Here is a 20,704-nt window from a genome sequence, read left to right on the forward strand (position 1 = left end):
CTTCGCTCATGCGGGCTACACGCTGTCCCCACACTCTCCGCGTCATTGCCCGCGAAGGCGGGCAATCCAGTATTCCAGAGGCTGTGCAAGGATACGGAGAAGCCGCGGCGTACTGGATGCCCCGCCTGCCGCCTTCGCTAAAGCTTCGGCGGCCCAGGACCGCAAGCCTGGCGAAGCCTTGGCGTGCCGGGTCGCGGGGCATGACGCGATGATGAGGAGAGCTCGCACTTCGTCATTGCGAGCGAAGCGAAGCAATCCAGAATATCTCCGCGGCGACGGTCTGGATTGCTTCGTCGCTTCGCTCCTCGCAATGACGAGGGTGCGATTACGACGCCGCGCAATGCGCGATCAGCTTCTCCACAAACCCCGCGCACTTCTCCAGCTCCGCCATCTCCACGAACTCGTCGGGCGTATGCGCCTGCGCGATCGATCCCGGGCCGATCACCACTGATGGCACACCGGCCATGCTGACGAACAGGCCGGCCTCGGTGCCGAAGGCGACCTTGGCGTGGTCGTTGCGTCCGGCGAGCTGTTTTGCCAGCGTGACGATCGTGGCATCGGCGTCGGTGTCGAGGGCGGGATAGTCGAGGATCTCCTCGAAATCGATGCCGCACTCCGGATGCTTTGCCTTCATCGCCGGCTCAAGCTCGGCTTTCGCCCAGGCGATGATCGCGTCCGTCACCTGCTTGGATTCGGTGATGCCGATGCCGCGGCATTCGAACTCGACCGCACAATGATCCGGCACGATGTTGAGCGCAGCGCCGCCATGCACGATGCTGGTGAGGAGGGTGGTGTGCGGGACATCGTAGAGGTCGTCGCGCTCACCACTGCTTGCCAGCTTCACGGCACGGCGACGGATTTCGGTGATCAGCTCGGCCGCATATTCGATCGCGTTGACGCCGTCGGGCGCGATCGAGGAATGACGGGCGAGCCCGCGGAACGTTGCGCGCACGCCGTGCTTGCCCTTATGGCCGACGATGACCTGCATCTGGGTCGGCTCGCCGACGAAACAGCCGAGCGGCTTGACTTTTTTCTTCGCGACCTCGCCGAGCATCGGCCGGACGCCGACACAGCCGATCTCCTCGTCATAGGAGATCGCAAGATGGATCGGCGTCTTCAGCTTCGCCTCCAGCATCTCCGGCACCATCGCGAGACACACGGCGACGAATCCCTTCATATCGGTGGTGCCGCGGCCGTAAAGCCTGCCGTCGCGCTCGACCAATTTGAACGGATCGTGGCTCCAGTCCTGGCCGACGACCGGCACCACGTCGGTATGGCCTGACAGCACGAGGCCCGGTCGATCCTCCGGCCCGATCGTGACCCACAGCGAGGCCTTCTGTGCCGGCTCATCGACGATGCGCTCGGCTTTGACGCCGAGGGCGGCAAGGTAGCTCTCGATGTGGGCGATCAAGGGCAGGTTGGAGCGGTCGCTGACAGTGTCGAAGGCGACGAGGTCGGCGAGGAGCTTTCGGATACGATCGGTTCTTGAACTTGGCATTTCCAGAGTCTTGTCAGAGGTTGCGGAGATAGAAGCTGCTTGCATGAACCATACCAACGGAGCAGTCCGATGGGCAAATCAGACGGTGGTCCGTAGCCGCGATGGTCTCGTAGGGTGGCTAGCGAAGCGTAGCCCACCGCTTGTCTCACCACTGGGTGGAAAGGTGGTGGGTTACGCCCATCGGGCCGCGCTCGCGCGGACCGTTCGGGCTAACCCACCCTACAAGTCCTTGCGCTGCCCGTCGGGCAAAACACGCCAGCGGTGGGTCAATTCGCGAGACGAAAATATTCGTCTTTACAGAAATTCTGTTTTACCGTAGTTTTCGCTCACTCCGGCCCAAGGAAGAGGGGCGTATCGCGATCGTCACGACACGCGGGCCGGGCGGCGGTGGATGCAGGTCGCGTCGGCGCGAATGGCTTCGCAGGGCGGGCGACCGTGAGCGAAGGCATCGCGCACACGACCGGTGTGATCAGCGTACGGCAAAATCGTGTGGTCCTGGCGCCCGGAGTCTGTGCGTCAAGTCTTGCGGTGATGTGGCGGCCCGACCGGACCGCGCGCATCAGCCATCTGCAAGGCGACGGGGGCAATAGTGCATCGCTCCCCGGGGAGAGCACGACATAAGCCGTTCCAACCACTGCGCAGGGAAGGCCGGGATGTTTTCCGGTTGCCCCGCGGTTTTTCCCGCTGTGCATTGTAGCGCAAACTGCTCTTGCGCATGGCGGGCCATGGGAGCCAGCCGGCTCCCGGTCTTCCCTGCGCCCTCCTTCATTGGCGAGGGTGAAGCGATGAAACAAAGCTCGGGCGAAACAAGCCGCGAGGACGCGAAGGTGTGTCCGCAACGGAAATGCGAATTGAAAGAGCGCCGCCGTCACCCACACTCCGTCATTGCGAGCGCAGCGAAGCAATCCAGAATCCTTCCGCGGCAGCCTGGATTGCTTCGCTGCGCTCGCAATGACGAGGTTGAGGCAGTTGCGTGCAATGCGCCCCACCGCCGTCCCGGCCTTCGCCGGGACGACACCGAGGATGGGGCGGCGCCGTACAGGACGAAGGCGAGAACGCGTGTTAAACCGGCTTGCCCGTATACGGCATCGACGCCGTGAGGCCGCCATCGACTGGAAAGGCCTGGCCGTTCACATACGATGCTTCGTCGCTCGCAAGGAACAAGCCCATCGCCGCGAGCTCGTGCGGCTGGCCGGGGCGCTTCAAGGGGTTGAGCTGGCCGATCTTATCGGAGGTGCCGCGCTCCCTGGCGCGATCGAAGATCGGCTTTGTCATGCCGGTTTCAATCAGGCCGGGGCAGACCGCGTTGATGCGCACGCCAGTGCCGGAGAGCGAATAGGCGGTGGTCTGCACCAGGCTGATCACGCCGGCCTTGCTCGCAGCATAAGGATGTCCGCTGGCGCCAGCCTTGAGGCCCGCGACGGAGGCCGTCAGCACGATCGCGCCGGACTGCTGCTTGACCATGTGCGGCATGGCGTACTTCACGGCGAGGAACGGCCCGATCAGATTGACACGCAAGATCTCCTGCCAGTGCTCGACAGTCTGCTCGGGAATAGGAACGAGCCCGCCGGAGACGCCGGCATTGGCCCAGATCACGTCGAGCCGGCCGTGTGTCTGCACCGCCTTGTCGATGACGGCAACGACGTCCTTCTCGGAGCCCGCATCCGCCAGCATCGCTTCCGCGGTGCCGCCGGCCTTCCTGATCTCCTCGACGGTGTCCTTCACCGCTTCGGTCCGATCAACCGCGATCAGCTTTGCACCTTCCTTGGTGAACAACAGTGCAGCCGCGCGTCCGATGCCGCTGCCGGCGCCAGTGATGATGACAGATTTGCCTTGCAGGCGGCCCATGCGCTTCTCCCTTGTGGCTCCCGCGCGACGCTTGCCGCGCGACGGAATTTCAAACAGAATTTCAAACGGCCAAGAAATCTTAAAACGGCAAAGTGTCTTGAGACACGTTCGTTACTCACGTACAGCGACATCAAACGGGATGGAAGGGTTTCGATGGCAGGCGCAGACAAACCGAATGTGGTCACAACACGGTGGTGGTGGGTGCGTCATGCGCCGGTGCGCAATGACGGCGGCAACATCTACGGGCAGAGCGACATCGCCTGCGACACCAGCGATGCCTACGTCTTCGCTGCGGTCGCAAAGGTCCTGCCGCGCAACGCGGTGTGGTACTCGAGCAATTTGATGCGCACGCACCAGACTGCGGAAGCGATCTGGGCGGCGGGCTTTCCGAGGCCCGCGACCATGACATGGGAGGCGGATCTGGCCGAACAACATCTCGGCCAGTGGCAGGGCATGAACCGCGCCGCGTTCGTCGCGAGCCGTCCGGTCGGCTCGAGCTGGTTCGCCGATATCAACGAGCCCGCGCCGGGCGGCGAGAGTTTCATGGACCTTTACAACCGCACCCGCCGCACCATCGAGCGGATCAATGTCGAAGCCGCGGGCCGGGATGTGATCGCGGTCGCTCATGGCGGCACGATCAAGGCGGCGCTGGGACTCGCGCTCGGCGGCCAGCCGGAGCAGGGGCTCGGGTTCGATATCGACAATGTATCGGTGACGCGGCTCGATCATTACGCGAGCGCCGAGCGGGTGGTCTGGCGTCTGCCGATGGTCAACCAGCAGCCGTGGATCGCGGACGAAGCGCACGCCGGGATGCATCAGCCGGCCGGACCGGAAATCAAGAAGCTCGCCTAAGGCCGTTGTCGCTGCGCGCGAGCGCGGCGTAAGCTCCGAGCCAATTTCAAATCGTACTGTGGGAGAGAAACATGACCTTGTTCGACATGAAGGGAAAAGTCGCCGTCATCACCGGCTCGACGCGCGGCATCGGGCTTGCGATCGCCGAGCGCATGGCCGAGCACGGCGCAAAGGTCGTGATCTCCTCGCGCAAGGCCGATGTCTGCGACCAGGTCGCAAAGGACATCAACGGCAAGTTCGGCAAGCATACCGCGGTCGCGATCGCTGCGAACATCTCCTCGAAGGAGAACCTGCAAAACCTCGTCGACGAGAGCAATCGCGCCTTCGGCAAGATCGACGTGCTGGTCTGCAACGCAGCGTCCAACCCGTATTACGGTCCGCTCGCCGGCATCTCGGACGATCAGTTCCGAAAGATCCTCGATAACAACATCGTCGCCAACAACTGGCTGATCTCGATGGTGGTGCCGCAGATGATCGAGCGCAAGGACGGCTCGATCATCATCGTCTCCTCGATCGGCGGCCTGAAAGGCTCGACCATCCTAGGCGCCTACGCGATCTCCAAGGCCGCCGACATGCAGCTCGCGCGCAACCTCGCTTGCGAATACGGCAAGCACAACATCCGCGTGAACTGCATCGCGCCCGGCCTGATCAAGACCGACTTTGCGAAGGCATTGTGGGACAATCCGGAGAACCTGAAGGCCTCGACCTCGCGCTCGCCGCTCCTGCGCATCGGCATTCCCGACGAGATCGCGGGTGCGGCCGTGTTCCTGGGCTCGAAGGCCGGCGACTTCATGACCGGCCAGACCATGGTGATCGACGGCGGCGCGACGATTAGTTGACGCGTTAGCGCGTGGGAATGGGCAAGTATGCAGCCCCCACACCGGCGTCATCGCCCGACTTGATCGGGCGATCCAGTATTCCAGAGGCGGAAGTCGTGCGAACGAACGACCGCCGCGGAGTACTGGATGCCCCGGTCAAGCCGGGGCATGACAGATGAGAGCGGGGAGAGCGCCGCGCGTCCGACGAAGGGTCTTCAATCCACCGCCGCGTACACCAGATTCCGCACCAGCGTGCGGGTGTAGTCGCGCTGGCCCGGGCCCTGGCTCATGAACACCGCGAACAGATCCTCCTTCGGATCGATCCAGAAGAACGTGCCTGCAATGCCGCTCCAGAAATACTGGCCGACGCTGCCGGGGAACGGAGCGATGCCGGCGTCCCTGCGTACGGCGAAGCCGAGGCCAAAACCGTGGCCGGGAGCGAGCAGGGTGCCGTTGGTCGGAACGCCCGGTCCGAGGTGATCGGAGGCCATCAGCTCCAGCGTCTTGCGGCCGATGATCCTGTTGCCGTCGAGCGTGCCGCCATTGCGCAGCATCAGGCAGAAGCGGGCATAGTCCATCGTGGTCGACACGAGGCCGCCGCCGCCGGACTCCATCACCGGCTGTTCCAGCATGTTGAAGAGCGCGACCTTGTCGCCGCTCCAGGGATCGACCGGAAACGGCTCGGCGAGCCGGCGGGCATTGGCCTCAGGGGTCGAGAAGCCGGTTTCGGTCATCTGGAGCGGCGCGAGAATCCGCTCGGCCAGGAACGTACCGAGCGACTTGCCGCTGATGATCTCGACGATGCGACCGAGGATGTCGGTCGAGCGGCTGTAGTTGAATTCCGCGCCGGGATGGCAGACGAGCGGAAAGCTCGCGACAAGGGCGGCGTGCTCGGCGTTGGAGATCTTGCGGCTGCGCACCCGCGAGTCCTGGTAGATCTTGTGCACTGGCCCGTCGCCCTGGTGCTCATAGGTCAAACCAGAGGTGTGGCGGAGCAGGTCCTGCACCGTCATCGGCCGTTTGCTCGGAACCAGTTCCAGCTTGCCGCCGCTGACCACGCCGACCTTCTGGTCGGCGAACTCCGGAATGAATTTTGCGACGGCGTCGCCGAGCAGCAGATGCCCGTCCTCGACCAGCGCCATGATGGCGACGGACACGATCGGCTTGGTCATCGAGAAGATGCGGAAGATCGAATCACGCGCCATCGGCGCAGAACCCGCCGGGCTCTGCCGTCCCAACGCCTCGAACCAGCCGACCTGACCGCGGCGCGCCACCAGTACGGTGACGCCGGGCACGGTTCCCTTGTCGACCTCGCGCTTGAAGGCGTCCGACATGGCCTGGAGACGGGGACGCGACAGCCCAAGCGCTTCCGGCTTCGCCTCCGGCAAAGGCGGCGTTTTCGGCGTGATCGCGGCGTGAGGGGCGGCTTGAACAGTCGCTTGGGCGGTCATGTGGGCACTCCCGGTTGCTCTTTATAATTATCGGGAATGAACTCTGGCCCAGAAGCCGCGGCACAAACAAGCGAAGCCAGCGCGCTTCTCCCTTGCAATCCGGCCGTCCCCTGTGCTTGAAAGCGCGCCTGACCCTAAGGCGACGATAGGGTTCGTAGGAGTGTAGCTCAATTGGTAGAGCACCGGTCTCCAAAACCGGGGGTCGCAGGTTCGAGCCCTGCCACTCCTGCCAGCTAGTCCCGACAATCATCACCGGATCAGAGGCAGGGCGAAGCTCGGATCGCGCTTCATGCCGGCCCGGTAAGCCCTTGATCCGGATTGAGTCTGCGGAAGCCGGGCGTGGGCCGATGCCGTCGGGCGCGGCCTGCCGATATCTTGACCTTTGGCCCCGTCCGCAGTATCTACCCGACACCTGCAGCCGGCCCGTTAGACGCGGATTTCCGGCGCGGCTTTGAAATCCCGAACAAGCGAGCCCGGTTTCCGGCTCATCCTTCACGCGAGGGTTGGGCCAACGGCGGCTGTTCGGATCCCTGAAATCTTTATCTCGTCTCACGACGGACTTTGGACATCAAACGATGGCAGTCAGCCCGTTCAAGTTCTTGCAGGAAGTGCGCTCGGAGACCGCCAAGGTCACCTGGCCGACCCGTCGCGAGACGACGATCACCACCATCATGGTGTTCGTCATGGTCGCGCTGGCATCGATCTTCTTCTTCGCCGCCGACCAGATCATCCGTTATCTCGTCACCCTTCTTTTGGGCATTCACTGATGGCAACAGCCGCCGCAATTCAATCGTCCGACAAGCGCTGGTACATCGTCCACGCCTATTCGAACTTCGAGAAGAAAGTCGCCGAATCGATCCGCGAGCAGGCCAAGCAGCGCGGGCTCGAGGACCTGTTCGAGCAGGTCCTGGTGCCGATCGAGAAGGTCACGGAAGTGCGCCGCGGCCGCAAGATCGACGCCGAGCGCAAGTTCTTCCCGGGCTATGTGCTGGTGAAGATGAGGCTGACCGACGAGGCATTCCATCTGATCAAGAACACGCCCAAGGTGACCGGCTTCCTCGGCGCCGAGAACAAGCCGATGCCGATCTCGGAATCGGAGGCGATGCGCATCCTGAACCAGATGCAGGAAGGCGTGGAACGTCCGAAGGCGTCGGTATCGTTCGAGATCGGCGAGAATGTGCGCGTGGCCGACGGCCCGTTCGCCTCGTTCTCGGGTGTGGTCGAGGAAATCGACGAGGCGCGTTCGCGCGTGAAGGTCGCGGTGTCGATCTTCGGCCGTGCCACGCCGGTCGAACTGGAATTCGGTCAGGTCGAGAAGGTCTGACCGGGTAACGCGTGAAGCCAAAAGCTTCGCGCAAAAAGAGGCCGTGGGAGGGAGAGGGCGGTCGCCAGCCGCATCCGACCCAGACCACGAACCTGAAACCGCCGGCGGTCTGCCGGCACAACAGGAGTGATACATGGCAAAGAAAGTGACCGGATACCTGAAGCTTCAGGTCCCGGCCGGTGCGGCGAACCCTTCGCCCCCGATCGGTCCCGCGCTCGGTCAGCGCGGTCTCAACATCATGGAGTTCTGCAAGGCGTTCAACGCCCAGACCCAGAAGGAAGAGAAGAACACCCCGATCCCGGTGATCATCACCATCTATGCGGACCGTTCCTTCACCTTCGAGATGAAGACGCCGCCGATGTCCTTCTTCCTCAAGCAGGCCGCCAAGATCCAGTCCGGCTCGAAGGCGCCGGGCCGTGACAAGGCCGGCCAGGTGACCAAGGCGCAGGTGCGCGAGATCGCCGAGAAGAAGATGAAGGATCTCAATTGCGATACCATCGAAGCGGCCATGAAGATGGTCGAGGGCTCGGCCCGCTCGATGGGTCTGGAAGTTGCGGGGTAAGCGGTCATGGCAATCGGAAAGCGTTTGAACAAGGCCCGCGAGGGCGTTGACCGCGAAAAGCTTTACCCGCTCGCGGAAGCCATCAAGATGGTCAAGGAACGCGCCAAGGCGAAGTTCGACGAGACCATCGAGGTTGCGATCAATCTCGGCGTCGATCCGCGTCACGCTGACCAGATGGTCCGCGGCGTCGTGACCCTGCCGAACGGCACCGGCCGTACGCTCCGCGTCGGCGTGTTCGCCCGCGGCGCCAAGGCCGATGAGGCCAAGGCTGCGGGTGCCGACGTCGTCGGCGCCGAAGACCTCGTCGAGAGGGTGCAGAACGGCACGATCGATTTCGACCGCTGTATCGCCACCCCCGACATGATGCCGCTGGTCGGCCGTCTCGGTAAGGTGCTCGGCCCGCGCGGCCTGATGCCGAACCCGAAGATCGGCACCGTGACCATGGACGTCACCGGCGCGGTGAAGGGTGCCAAGGGCGGCTCGGTCGAGTTCCGGGTCGAGAAGGCCGGCATCGTGCAGGCCGGCGTCGGCAAGGCCTCGTTCTCCGAGGACAAGCTGGTCGAGAACGTCAAGGCGCTGGCCGATGCCGTCGCCAAGGCGAAGCCCGCCGGCTCCAAGGGCACCTACATCCAGCGCGTCGCGGTGTCCTCGACCATGGGCCCCGGCGTGAAGGTTGAGCCGGGCACTATCCTCGGCTGAGGCTCGCAGGATTAAGATTAAAGAGATGAGGCGAGGGGCGGAATTGGGCAACCGATTCCGCCCCTTCCATTTGTGGGGCGACGCTCAACGGAAACAAGAACAATGGCTGACAAGGTCCTGATCTACTCGCGCTTCCCGAGGACGATGATGACGCGCTTCGCCGAGCGTTTTGACCTGCTCGACACCGGCGGCAAGCCGGCGCAGGAGGTGTTTTCACCCCAGGAGCTCGGCGGCATCCGCGCACTGCTGACCGCCGGCGGCTCTCCGCTCGGCGCCGAAGCAATGGATCTCCTGCCGCAGCTAGGCGCAATCGTCTGCTACGGCACCGGCTATGACGGTGTCGACCTCGAGGCCGCTGCTGCCCGCAACATCGCGGTCGGCCACAGCCCGGGCGCCAATGCAGCCTCGGTTGCCGACATCGCGATGACCCTGATGTTAGCTGCGACCCGGCGGATCCTGGTCGCTGATCAGTATGTCCGCAGCGGCGACTGGGCTGCGTCAAAACAGTCGCCGATGATGCGGCCGCAAACGGGCCTGCCTGGCCGGCGCATCGGTGTCTACGGCATGGGCGAGATTGGCCGCAAGATCGCCGCGCGCTGCGCGGCATTCGAGGCGGAGGTCGGCTATTTCAGTCGCACCAAGCACAATCTGCCCTATCAATACTTTCCAACGCTGGAGGCGCTCGCCGATTGGTGCAGCGTGCTGATGATCGCGGTTCGCGCCGGCGCCGAGACCCAGCATGTCGTCAATGCCGACATCCTCAAGCGCCTGGGAGGGGACGGCTATGTCGTCAACGTCTCCCGCGGCTCGGTGATCGACGAGAAGGCCCTCGTTGCGGCCTTGAGCGACAAGACCATCGCCGGGGCGGGTCTGGACGTCTACGACAAGGAGCCGCACGCGCCCGATGCGCTGACGGCGCTCCCGAATGTCGTGCTCTCGCCCCATATCGGCGGCCACACCCTGGACTCCCACAGCGCCATGCAGAACTGCGTGCTGGCGAACCTGACCGCGTTTTTCACCGGCCAGCCGCTGCCGCATGCGGTCAAAACGGCCTGAATCGGTCCTTTCGGCGCGCGTCAAGGGCTCGGCGCAATCGATTGGAAGTGGTGTGAATTTTGCTCTTGGCAAGCGGGCCCGGAGCGGTTAAAGAACCGGCTCCGGACGCGCTGGCTCCAGCGAGCGCGTCCGTGCGCGCATCCCGAAAACCCGACACGACAGGAGATCATTCCTTTTCAGGACGTCCGTAAGGATTTGCCGGAAAAGGAAAGAGGATCCGTCGGTTGGAGGATGCGAGCAGAGGTCGGGCGGTTCGCCGGCTGACCTTGTCCTGTCCAAGACTGCAGGCGCCCGCGGGGAATTTCGATTTCTCAACGGCTTAATCGCATGGCCTGCATAGACGGGTGAAGACCGGATTTCACTTCGCATCCAGCTTCAGGCGGGTCGCGGAATGGGTTTGGTTCGGACCTCGACACCCGTGGGCCTCAAAAGGGTTCCGGGAGGGCAGGCTTTGAATTGTCGTCTTGCCCGGCGTGTCCTTGGGGTTTTGGCCCGGAGGTTCAGGTTTGGGTGGGACGATGGGTGCAACCCGGCGGTCCCGCTCTTTTGCGACGACCGCCAACCGGAGAGAGCTTGCTGTGGAACGAGCGGCAAAGAAAGAAGCGGTCGAACAGCTCAATGAGGTCTTCAAGACCACGAGCGTCGCGATCGTTGCTCAATATTCCGGCCTGACCGTTGCCCAGATGCAGAACCTGCGCAAGCAGATGAAGCAGGCTGGTGCCTCGGTGAAGGTCTCGAAGAACCGTCTCGCCAAAATTGCTCTTGAAGGCACTGACGTCGTTGCTATCGGCCCCATGCTGAAGGGGCCGACCGTGATCGCGACTTCGAACGATCCGGTAGCGGCGCCAAAGGTCGCCATCGAATTCGCCAAGGCGAACGAAAAGTTCGTCATCGTCGGCGGCTCGATGGGAAAGACCGTCCTGAATGTCGATGGCGTGAAGGCGCTTGCCTCGCTGCCGTCGCTTGATGAACTGCGCGGCAAGATCGTCGGCCTCATCGTGGCCCCGGCGACCAAGCTCGCTCAGCTCGCCAATGCGCCCGCGGGCAAGCTCGCGCGCGTCATCCAGGCTCATGCCTCAAAGGGCGAAGCGGCCTGACGCCCTTCGCAAAACTCAAACCCGAACCAGACTTACACTCAAGGAAACTGAACAATGGCTGACTTGCAGAAGATCGTTGACGACCTCTCGAGCCTCACCGTGCTCGAAGCTGCCGAACTGGCGAAGCTCCTCGAAGAGAAGTGGGGCGTGTCCGCCGCTGCCGCCGTCGCGGTGGCTGGCCCGGCTGCCGGTGGCGCTGCTGCCGCTCCGGCGGAAGAGAAAACCGACTTCACGGTCGTTCTCGCCTCTGCCGGCGACAAGAAGATCGAGGTCATCAAGGAAGTCCGCGCCATCACCGGCCTCGGCCTGAAGGAAGCGAAGGACCTCGTCGAAGGCGCTCCGAAGCCGCTGAAGGAAGGCGTGAACAAGGAAGAGGCCGACAAGATCAAGGCCCAGCTCGAGAAGGCTGGCGCGAAGGTCGAGCTCAAGTAAGCGCAGCTTACTTGAGCGAGATCCCGGGCGAGCGTCAGCGAGACCCGGGATCTTGGCCCGCGATGCAGATGGCCTTTTTGGCCTCGGCGGACGGGCTGAATGCAAAAGGCGTGCGACGGCGCAGTCCGACGCAAGCCGAACACGAAAAAGTGTGGGGATTTGGGGGCTTACCCCTCGAATCTCCACTATTGTCGCCCCATATCGGGTCGACAGCACGAAAGCGCGGTGGGCAGGGACGCCGGATTTCCCTGTAAGCCGTTGGGAGAGCAGGCTATTTCGGGCTTTTGCAGTCCGTGAAGACTATCGTTGTGACGGGCGGGTGCGCATCTGCGCCCCGCGCGTCGTTTTGCGTTTTGAAGGTCTGAAGAACAGATTCAGGACATCGCGGCCTGAAACTGGGCTTCCGGACCCCAAAACGGGTTCGAAAAATTCAACCCGGGGGCGGTGGCAGCCGCGTCCTGGACGGCGCGCCCAGAGCGGGCGACGAAATGAGAGGCCACGATGGCGCAGCAGACATTCACCGGTCGCAAACGCGTTCGCAAGTTCTTCGGACACATCAAGGAAGTCGCCGAGATGCCGAACCTCATCGAGGTTCAGAAGGCGTCCTATGACCAGTTCCTGATGGTCGATGAACCCACGGGCGGGCGGCCGGATGAGGGCTTGCAGGCGGTGTTCCGCTCGGTGTTCCCGATCTCGGATTTCTCCGGCACCTCGATGCTGGAGTTCGTCCGCTACGAGTTCGAGCCGCCGAAGTACGACGTCGACGAGTGCCGCCAGCGCGGCATGACCTTCGCTGCGCCGCTCAAGGTGACGCTGCGCCTGATCGTGTTCGATATCGATGAGGAGACCGGCGCGAAGTCGGTGAAGGACATCAAGGAGCAGGACGTCTACATGGGCGACATCCCGCTCATGACGATGAACGGCACTTTCATTGTCAACGGCACCGAGCGTGTCATCGTCTCCCAGATGCACCGTTCACCCGGCGTGTTCTTCGACCACGACAAGGGCAAGACCCACTCCTCGGGCAAGCTGCTGTTCGCCGCCCGCGTGATCCCGTATCGCGGCTCCTGGCTCGACATCGAGTTCGACGCCAAGGACATCGTCTATGCGCGTATCGACCGTCGCCGCAAGATTCCGGTGACGTCGCTGATGTTCGCGCTCGGGCTCGACGGCGAGGCGATCCTCAACACCTTCTACAAGAAGATCCTCTACAAGCGGACCAAGGACGGCTGGCGCGTCCCGTTCGACGCCAACCGCTTCCGTGGCTACTCGACCATCAACGACCTGATCGATGCCGACACCGGCAAGGTCGTGCTTGAGGCCGGCAAGAAGCTCACCGTGCGCGCCGCCCGCCAGCTCCAGGAGAAGGGGCTGAAGGCTCTGCGCATGGCCGATGACGAGCTCGTCGGCAACTACGTCGCCGAAGACCTCGTCAATCCGAAGACCGGCGAGATCTACGCGGAAGCCGGCGAGGAGATCACCGACAAGCTCATGAAGGCCCTCAACGAGCAGGGCTACAAGGAGCTGCCGCTGCTCGACATCGACCACGTCAATGTCGGGGCCTACATCCGCAACACGCTCTCGGCCGACAAGAACATGACGCGCGAGGACGCGCTGTTCGACATCTACCGCGTGATGCGTCCGGGCGAGCCGCCGACGCTGGAATCGGCGCAGGCTATGTTCCAGTCGCTGTTCTTCGACGCCGAGCGTTATGACCTCTCCGCGGTTGGCCGCGTCAAGATGAATATGCGCCTCGACCTCGATGCGCCCGACACCCAGCGCACGCTGCGCAAGGAAGACATCCTCTCCGTCATCAAGACGCTGGTCGACCTGCGCGACGGCAAGGGCGAGATCGACGACATCGACCATCTCGGCAACCGCCGGGTGCGTTCGGTCGGCGAGCTCATGGAGAACCAGTACCGCATCGGCCTGCTCCGCATGGAGCGCGCGATCAAGGAGCGCATGTCCTCGGTCGACATCGACACGGTCATGCCGCAGGACCTGATCAACGCGAAGCCCGCGGCCGCCGCCGTGCGCGAGTTCTTCGGCTCCTCGCAGCTCTCGCAGTTCATGGACCAGACCAACCCGCTGTCGGAGATCACCCACAAGCGGCGCCTGTCGGCGCTCGGACCGGGCGGTCTGACCCGCGAGCGCGCCGGCTTCGAGGTGCGCGACGTGCACCCGACCCATTACGGCCGCATCTGCCCGATCGAGACGCCGGAAGGTCCGAACATCGGTCTGATCAACTCGCTTGCCACCTTCGCGCGCGTCAACAAGTACGGCTTCGTCGAGACGCCGTATCGTAAGGTGAAGGACGGCCGCGTCACCGACGAAGTCGTGTACCTCTCGGCGATGGAGGAGGGCCGCTACACGGTCGCGCAGGCCAACGTGCCGCTCGACCCGAAGGGCCGCTTCACCGAAGACCTCGTGGTCTGCCGTCACGCCGGCGAAGTCATGCCGGTGACGCCGGACAAGGTCGACTACATGGACGTGTCGCCGAAGCAGCTCGTTTCGGTCGCCGCGGCGCTGATCCCGTTCCTCGAGAACGACGACGCCAACCGCGCGCTGATGGGCTCGAACATGCAGCGCCAGGCGGTGCCGCTGGTTCGCGCCGAGGCGCCGTTCGTCGGCACCGGCATGGAAGGCGTGGTCGCCCGCGACTCCGGCGCCGCGATCGCGGCGCGCCGCTCGGGCGTGATCGACCAGATCGACGCCACCCGCGTCGTCATCCGCGCCACGGAAGATCTCGACCCGACCAAGTCGGGCGTCGATATCTACCGGCTGATGAAGTACCAGCGCTCCAACCAGTCGACCTGCATCAACCAGCGTCCGCTGGTGAAGGTCGGCGACATCGTCAAGAAGGGTGACATCATCGCGGACGGTCCGTCGACCGATCTCGGCGAGCTCGCGCTCGGCCGCAACGTGCTGGTCGCGTTCATGCCGTGGAACGGCTACAACTTCGAAGACTCGATCCTGCTCTCCGAGCGGATCGTGAAGGAAGACGTCTTCACCTCGATCCACATCGAGGAGTTCGAGGTGATGGCCCGCGACACCAAGCTGGGCCCCGAGGAAATCACCCGCGACATTCCGAACGTCTCGGAAGAAGCGCTGAAGAACCTCGACGAAGCCGGCATCGTCTACATCGGTGCGGAAGTGCGCGCCGGCGACATCCTGGTCGGCAAGATCACGCCGAAGGGCGAAAGCCCGATGACGCCGGAAGAGAAGCTTCTGCGCGCCATCTTCGGCGAAAAGGCCTCCGACGTCCGCGATACCTCGCTGCGCGTTCCTCCGGGCGTGCAGGGCACGATCGTCGAAGTGCGCGTGTTCAACCGCCACGGCGTCGACAAGGACGAGCGTGCGCTGGCGATCGAACGGGAAGAGATCGAGCGTCTCGCCAAGGACCGTGACGACGAGCAGGCGATCCTCGACCGCAACGTCTACAGCCGTCTCGCCGACCTCCTTGAGGGACGGCAGGGCATCGCGGGCCCCAAGGGCTTCAAGAAGGACACCAAGATCACCCGCGCGGTGCTCGAGGAGTATCCGAAGTCGCAGTGGTGGCTGTTCGCCTCGCCTAACGACAAGCTGATGGCCGAGATCGAGGCCATGCGGAAGCAGTACGACGAGTCGAAGAAGGGGCTCGAGCAGCGCTTCCTCGACAAGGTCGAGAAGCTGCAGCGCGGTGACGAGCTGCCGCCCGGTGTGATGAAGATGGTCAAGGTCTTCGTCGCGGTGAAGCGCAAGATCCAGCCCGGCGACAAGATGGCCGGCCGCCACGGCAACAAGGGCGTGGTGTCGAAGATCGTGCCGATCGAGGACATGCCGTTCCTCGAGGACGGCACGCATGCCGACATCGTGCTCAATCCGCTCGGCGTGCCCTCGCGCATGAACGTCGGACAGATTCTCGAGACCCATCTCGGCTGGGCCTGCGCCGGCCTCGGCAAGCGCATCGGCCAGACGGTCGATGCCTACCTGTCGAAGCAGGACGTGAAGCCGCTGAAGGAGACCTTGAAGAAGATCTACGGCGAGGACGAGACGATCAAGACGCTCAACGACGGCGAACTGATCGAACTCGGCCGCAACCTGAGCCACGGCGTGCCGATTGCGACGCCGGTGTTCGACGGCGCCAAGGAGTCCGACATCGAGGAGATGCTGAAGCTCGCCGGTCTCGACGCTTCGGGTCAGTCGACCGTCTATGACGGCCGCACCGGCGATCCGTTCGATCGCAAGGTGACGGTGGGCTACATCTACATGCTCAAGCTGCACCACCTCGTCGACGACAAGATCCATGCGCGTTCGATCGGTCCGTACTCGCTCGTCACCCAGCAGCCGCTGGGCGGCAAGGCGCAGTTCGGCGGCCAGCGCTTCGGCGAAATGGAGGTGTGGGCGCTCGAAGCTTACGGCGCGGCCTACACGCTTCAGGAAATGCTGACCGTGAAGTCGGACGACGTCGCCGGCCGTACCAAGGTGTACGAGGCGATCGTGCGCGGCGACGACACCTTCGAGGCCGGTATTCCGGAATCGTTCAACGTGCTGGTCAAGGAAATGCGCTCGCTCGGCCTCAACGTCGACCTGCACAATTCCAAGATGGGGCCGGCGCCGACGTCGGAAGCGGCCGAGTAACGCGACCATTCATGCCCGGCCGGCTCGGCCGGGCATCGGCGCCCGGTCCGGAGCCTTGAGGGCAGGGCGCCCCGCGAAGTGAGATTTTCGAATTTGCTGCCGGGAGGCGACCGGCACGCGAGGAGAAGACGATGAACCAAGAGATTATGAATCTTTTTAACCCGACGACGCCGGCTCAGGTCTTCGACCAGATCCGGATCTCGATCGCGTCTCCAGAGAAGATTCTGTCCTGGTCCTACGGCGAGATCAAGAAGCCGGAGACCATCAACTACCGTACCTTCAAGCCCGAGCGCGACGGCCTGTTCTGCGCGCGCATATTCGGGCCGATCAAGGACTACGAGTGCTTGTGCGGCAAGTACAAGCGCATGAAGTACAAGGGCATCATCTGCGAGAAGTGCTCGGTCGAGGTCACGCTGTCGCGCGTCCGGCGCGAGCGCATGGGCCATATCGAGCTCGCCGCACCCGTCGCCCACATCTGGTTTCTGAAGTCGCTGCCCTCGCGCATCGGCCTCCTGCTCGACATGACGTTGAAGGATCTCGAGCGGATCCTCTACTTCGAATACTACGTCGTGTTGGAGCCGGGCCTCACCGCGCTGAAGGACCGCCAGCTCCTGTCGGAAGACGAGTATCTGAAGGCGCAGGACGAGTACGGCCAGGATTCCTTCACCGCCATGATCGGTGCCGAGGCGATCCGCGAGCTGCTCAAGGGCATGGACCTCGAGAAGCTCGAGGCGTCCTTGCGCGTCGAGATGCAGGAGACCGACTCCGACATCAAGCACAAGAAGCTCGCCAAGCGCCTGAAGATCGTCGAAGCGTTCCGCCATTCCGGCAACAAGCCGGAATGGATGATCATGACCGTGATCCCGGTGATCCCGCCGGATCTGCGTCCGCTGGTGCCGCTGGACGGCGGCCGCTTCGCGACCTCGGACCTCAACGACCTCTACCGCCGCGTCATCAACCGCAACAACCGCTTGAAGCGGCTGATGGAGCTGCGTGCGCCGGACATCATCATCCGCAACGAGAAGCGCATGCTTCAGGAGGCCGTCGACGCGCTGTTCGACAACGGCCGCCGCGGCCGCGTCATCACTGGCGCCAACAAGCGCCCGCTAAAGTCGCTCGCCGACATGCTCAAGGGCAAGCAGGGCCGCTTCCGTCAGAACCTGCTCGGCAAGCGTGTCGACTATTCGGGCCGTTCGGTGATCGTGGTCGGTCCCGAGCTGCGCCTGCATCAGTGCGGCCTGCCGAAGAAGATGGCGCTCGAGCTGTTCAAGCCGTTCATCTACTCGCGGCTTGACGCCAAGGGCCTGTCCACCACCGTGAAGCAGGCGAAGAAGCTGGTCGAGAAGGAGCGGCCCGAAGTCTGGGACATCCTGGACGAGGTGATCCGCGAGCATCCGGTGCTGCTCAACCGCGCGCCGACGCTGCACCGCCTCGGCATCCAGGCGTTCGAGCCCGTGCTGATCGAGGGCAAGGCGATCCAGCTCCACCCGCTGGTCTGCGCCGCGTTCAACGCCGACTTCGACGGCGACCAGATGGCCGTGCACGTTCCGCTGTCGCTGGAAGCGCAGCTCGAAGCGCGCGTCCTGATGATGTCGACCAACAACATCCTGCATCCGGCGAACGGCCAGCCGATCATCGTGCCGTCGCAGGACATCGTGCTCGGTCTCTACTATCTCTCGATCCTGCGCGAAGGCATGCCCGGCGAGGGCAAGGTGTTCGGCGAGATGTCCGAGCTCGAGCACGCGCTGCATTCGAAGGTCATCCACCTCCACACCAAGATCAAGTATCGGTGGGAAGGCATCGGCGAGGACGGCAAGCCGGCCCGCCGCTGGATCGAGACCACGCCCGGCCGCATCATGCTCGGCAACGTGCTGCCGAAGCACCCCAAGATCTCGTACGACATCATCAACAAGCTGATGACCAAGCGCGAGATTTCGGGCGTGATCGACCAAGTCTACCGTCACTGCGGCCAGAAGGAGACTGTGATCTTCTGCGACCGCATCATGGCGCTCGGCTTCTACAACGCCTTCAAGGCCGGCATCTCGTTCGGCAAGGACGACATGGTCGTGCCGCACGGCAAGTGGAAGATCGTCGACACCACCCGTACGCTGGCGAAGGATTTCGAGCAGCAGTACAATGACGGTCTGATCACCCACGGCGAGAAGTACAACAAGGTCGTCGACGCCTGGTCGAAGGCGACCGAAGAAATCGCCAAGGCGATGATGAAGGAGATCTCCGCCACCAAGAAGACGTCGAGCGGAGCCGATGCCGACATCAACTCGATCTACATGATGGCTCACTCCGGTGCGCGTGGTTCGCCGGCGCAGATGCGCCAGCTCGCCGGCATGCGCGGCCTGATGGCCAAGCCGTCGGGCGAGATCATCGAGACGCCGATCATCTCGAACTTCAAGGAAGGCCTCTCGGTGCTCGAGTACTTCAACTCGACCCACGGCGCCCGCAAGGGCCTCGCGGACACCGCGTTGAAGACCGCGAACTCCGGTTACCTGACCCGTCGTCTGGTCGACGTGGCGCAGGACTGCATCATCACGCAGGACGATTGCGGCACCAAGCTCGGCATCAAGATGCGCGCCATCGTCGATGCCGGCACCGTGGTCGCCTCGCTCGGCTCGCGCATCCTCGGACGCGTGGCCTGCGATGACGTGCGCGACAGCACCGGCAAGGTGATCGTCAAGCGCGGCACGCTGATGGAAGAGAGCCACGTGGATGCCATCCACCAGGGCGGCGTCCAGGAGGTGAAGATCCGTTCGGCGCTGACCTGCGAGCTCGTCAACGGCATCTGCGGCAAGTGCTACGGCCGCGACCTCGCCCGCGGCACGCCGGTCAACCACGGCGAAGCGGTCGGCGTCATCGCGGCGCAGTCGATCGGTGAGCCGGGCACCCAGCTCACCATGCGCACCTTCCACATCGGCGGTGCGGCGCAGCTCAACGAGCAGTCGTTCGTCGAATCCAACTTCGACGGCAAGATCGTGATCAAGAACAAGGCCATCGCCCGCAACAGCGAAGGCCACTTGATCGCGATGGTGCGCAACATGGTGGTGGCAATCGTCGATGCCGACGGCACCGAGCGTGCAACGCACCGTATCCAGTACGGCTCGCGTCTGCACGTCGACGAGGGCGACATTGTCAAGCGCGGCCAGCGCATCGCCGAGTGGGATCCGTACACCCGTCCGGTTCTCACCGAGGTGGAAGGCACGATCGGCTTCGAGGATCTGGTGGAAGGTCAGTCGATCTCGGAAACGCTCGACGAATCCACCGGCATCGCCAAGCGCGTGGTCATCGACTGGCGCTCGACCCGCGGCGGCTCGGACCTGCGTCCGGCCATCGTGGTCAAGGGCAAGGACGGCAAGGTGCTCAAGCTCGCCCGTGGCGGCGATGCCCGCTACATGCTGTCGGTCGATGCGATCCTCTCGGTCGACATCGGAGCCAAGGTCCAGCCGGGCGACATCCTCGCCCGTATCTCGACCGAAAGCGCCAAGACGCGTGACATCACGGGCGGTCTGCCGCGCGTGGCGGAGCTGTTCGAGGCACGGCGTCCGAAGGACGCGGCGATCATCGCGGAAATCGCGGGCACCATCCGGTTCGGCCGCGACTACAAGAACAAGCGCCGCATCTCGATCGAGCCGATGGACAAGACGGAAGAGGCGCGCGAGTACCTGATCCCGAAGGGCAAGCACATCCACCTTCAGGACGGCGACGTCGTTGAAAAGGGCGACTTCATCGTCGAAGGCAACCCGGCGCCGCACGACATCCTGGCGATCAAGGGCATCGAGGAGCTCGCGGCCTATCTGGTCAACGAGATCCAGGAGGTCTACCGGCTCCAGGGCGTGCTCATCAACGACAAGCACATCGAGGTGATTGTCCGCCAGATGCTCCAGAAGGTGGAGGTCACCGACCAGGGCGACACGGACATGATCTCGGGCGAGCAGGTCGACAAGATCGAGTTCGACGCGCTCAACGAGAAGGCCAAGGAAGAGGGCAAGAAGCCCGCCACGGGTACGCCGGTTCTGCTCGGCATCACCAAGGCGAGCCTCCAGACCCGCTCGTTCTTCTCGGCGGCATCGTTCCAGGAGACCACCCGCGTCCTCACGGAGGCGGCGGTCAACGGCAAGATCGATCCGCTCGAGGGCCTCAAGGAGAACGTCATCGTCGGCCGGCTGATCCCGGCAGGCACCGGCGCCTCCATGGCCAAGATCCGCGAAGTCGCCATGAAGCGCGACAAGCTGATCCTCGACGAGCGCGAGAAGCAGGCTTCGATCGTCTCGCCGGCGCCGGAAGCGGAGCCGGTGGCGCTGCCACCCGCGGAATGATGCTTCATCCGTAAGAATACCGAGGACAATGAAAAGGCCGGCGTTTGCCGGCCTTTTTGCTGCTTTCTTTCCTTGTTGCGGTGCGGGGACCGCGTTTGTTCATCTTTCCTTCAGCCTGA

General features: G+C 63.6%; 14 protein-coding genes and 1 tRNA gene. 12 read left to right on the top strand and 3 right to left on the bottom strand.

Annotated features, from left to right (window positions below):
* Nucleotides 1-325: 325 nt before the first annotated feature.
* Nucleotides 326-1,498 carry an acetylornithine deacetylase gene (gene argE, locus MTR72_RS36665; RefSeq protein WP_280970281.1) on the bottom strand — a complete coding sequence of 391 codons (1,173 nt, stop codon included), beginning with the start codon at nt 1,496-1,498 and terminating at the stop codon, nt 326-328.
* Nucleotides 1,499-2,560: 1,062 nt separating this feature from the next.
* Nucleotides 2,561-3,346 carry an SDR family NAD(P)-dependent oxidoreductase gene (locus MTR72_RS36670; protein WP_341512047.1) on the bottom strand — a complete coding sequence of 262 codons (786 nt, stop codon included), beginning with the start codon at nt 3,344-3,346 and terminating at the stop codon, nt 2,561-2,563.
* Between the two features lie 153 nt (nt 3,347-3,499).
* Between MTR72_RS36670 and MTR72_RS36675 the strand changes: the two genes are divergently transcribed.
* Together MTR72_RS36675 and MTR72_RS36680 are read left to right on the top strand one after the other, a co-directional pair.
* A complete protein-coding gene (locus MTR72_RS36675) occupies nt 3,500-4,198 on the top strand; it encodes a histidine phosphatase family protein (protein ID WP_280970283.1) in 699 nt (232 codons plus the stop codon).
* 71 nt (nt 4,199-4,269) lie between these two features.
* The gene (locus tag MTR72_RS36680; RefSeq protein WP_280970284.1) at nt 4,270-5,037 is read left to right on the top strand and encodes an SDR family NAD(P)-dependent oxidoreductase; all 768 of its coding nucleotides are present in this window, start codon (nt 4,270-4,272) and stop codon (nt 5,035-5,037) included.
* Between the two features lie 194 nt (nt 5,038-5,231).
* On the opposite strand, the gene MTR72_RS36685 is transcribed toward MTR72_RS36680, so the two are convergent.
* On the bottom strand, nt 5,232-6,467 hold the full coding sequence (locus tag MTR72_RS36685) for a serine hydrolase domain-containing protein (RefSeq protein ID WP_341512048.1): 1,236 nt from the start codon (nt 6,465-6,467) through the stop codon (nt 5,232-5,234).
* Between the two features lie 156 nt (nt 6,468-6,623).
* Here MTR72_RS36685 and MTR72_RS36690 point away from each other — a divergent pair.
* The 10 genes from MTR72_RS36690 (at nt 6,624) to rpoC (ending at nt 20,585) form a co-directional block, all read left to right on the top strand.
* Nucleotides 6,624-6,699: transfer RNA gene (locus tag MTR72_RS36690), tRNA-Trp, on the top strand.
* A gap of 343 nt (nt 6,700-7,042) precedes the next feature.
* Nucleotides 7,043-7,234 (top strand): preprotein translocase subunit SecE, encoded by a 192-nt coding sequence (secE, locus tag MTR72_RS36695; protein ID WP_027520978.1) that lies wholly within the window; start codon nt 7,043-7,045, stop codon nt 7,232-7,234.
* Nucleotides 7,234-7,791, top strand: a complete 558-nt coding sequence (gene nusG / locus MTR72_RS36700; RefSeq protein ID WP_280970286.1) for a transcription termination/antitermination protein NusG — start codon at nt 7,234-7,236, stop codon at nt 7,789-7,791. The genes secE and nusG overlap by 1 nt, the downstream gene beginning before the upstream one ends.
* Before the next feature lie 133 nt (nt 7,792-7,924).
* On the top strand, nt 7,925-8,353 hold the full coding sequence (gene rplK / locus MTR72_RS36705) for a 50S ribosomal protein L11 (protein WP_280970287.1): 429 nt from the start codon (nt 7,925-7,927) through the stop codon (nt 8,351-8,353).
* Between the two features lie 6 nt (nt 8,354-8,359).
* Nucleotides 8,360-9,052, top strand: a complete 693-nt coding sequence (gene rplA, locus MTR72_RS36710; RefSeq protein ID WP_280970288.1) for a 50S ribosomal protein L1 — start codon at nt 8,360-8,362, stop codon at nt 9,050-9,052.
* Nucleotides 9,053-9,154: 102 nt separating this feature from the next.
* Nucleotides 9,155-10,108, top strand: a complete 954-nt coding sequence (locus tag MTR72_RS36715; RefSeq protein WP_280970289.1) for a 2-hydroxyacid dehydrogenase — start codon at nt 9,155-9,157, stop codon at nt 10,106-10,108.
* A 578-nt stretch (nt 10,109-10,686) separates the two neighbouring features.
* Complete coding sequence (gene rplJ / locus MTR72_RS36720; RefSeq protein WP_280970290.1) at nt 10,687-11,205, top strand: 50S ribosomal protein L10; 519 nt, start codon at nt 10,687-10,689, stop codon at nt 11,203-11,205.
* 54 nt (nt 11,206-11,259) lie between these two features.
* The gene (rplL, locus tag MTR72_RS36725; protein WP_279377085.1) at nt 11,260-11,637 is read left to right on the top strand and encodes a 50S ribosomal protein L7/L12; all 378 of its coding nucleotides are present in this window, start codon (nt 11,260-11,262) and stop codon (nt 11,635-11,637) included.
* A 501-nt stretch (nt 11,638-12,138) separates the two neighbouring features.
* Nucleotides 12,139-16,257, top strand: coding sequence for a DNA-directed RNA polymerase subunit beta (rpoB, locus tag MTR72_RS36730; protein ID WP_280970291.1), 4,119 nt, complete (start codon nt 12,139-12,141; stop codon nt 16,255-16,257).
* A gap of 131 nt (nt 16,258-16,388) precedes the next feature.
* Nucleotides 16,389-20,585, top strand: a complete 4,197-nt coding sequence (gene rpoC / locus MTR72_RS36735) for a DNA-directed RNA polymerase subunit beta' (protein ID WP_280970292.1) — start codon at nt 16,389-16,391, stop codon at nt 20,583-20,585.
* Nucleotides 20,586-20,704 lie beyond the last annotated feature (119 nt).

The organism is Bradyrhizobium sp. ISRA442, assembly GCF_038085055.1.
Taxonomy (GTDB): Bacteria; Pseudomonadota; Alphaproteobacteria; order Rhizobiales; family Xanthobacteraceae; genus Bradyrhizobium.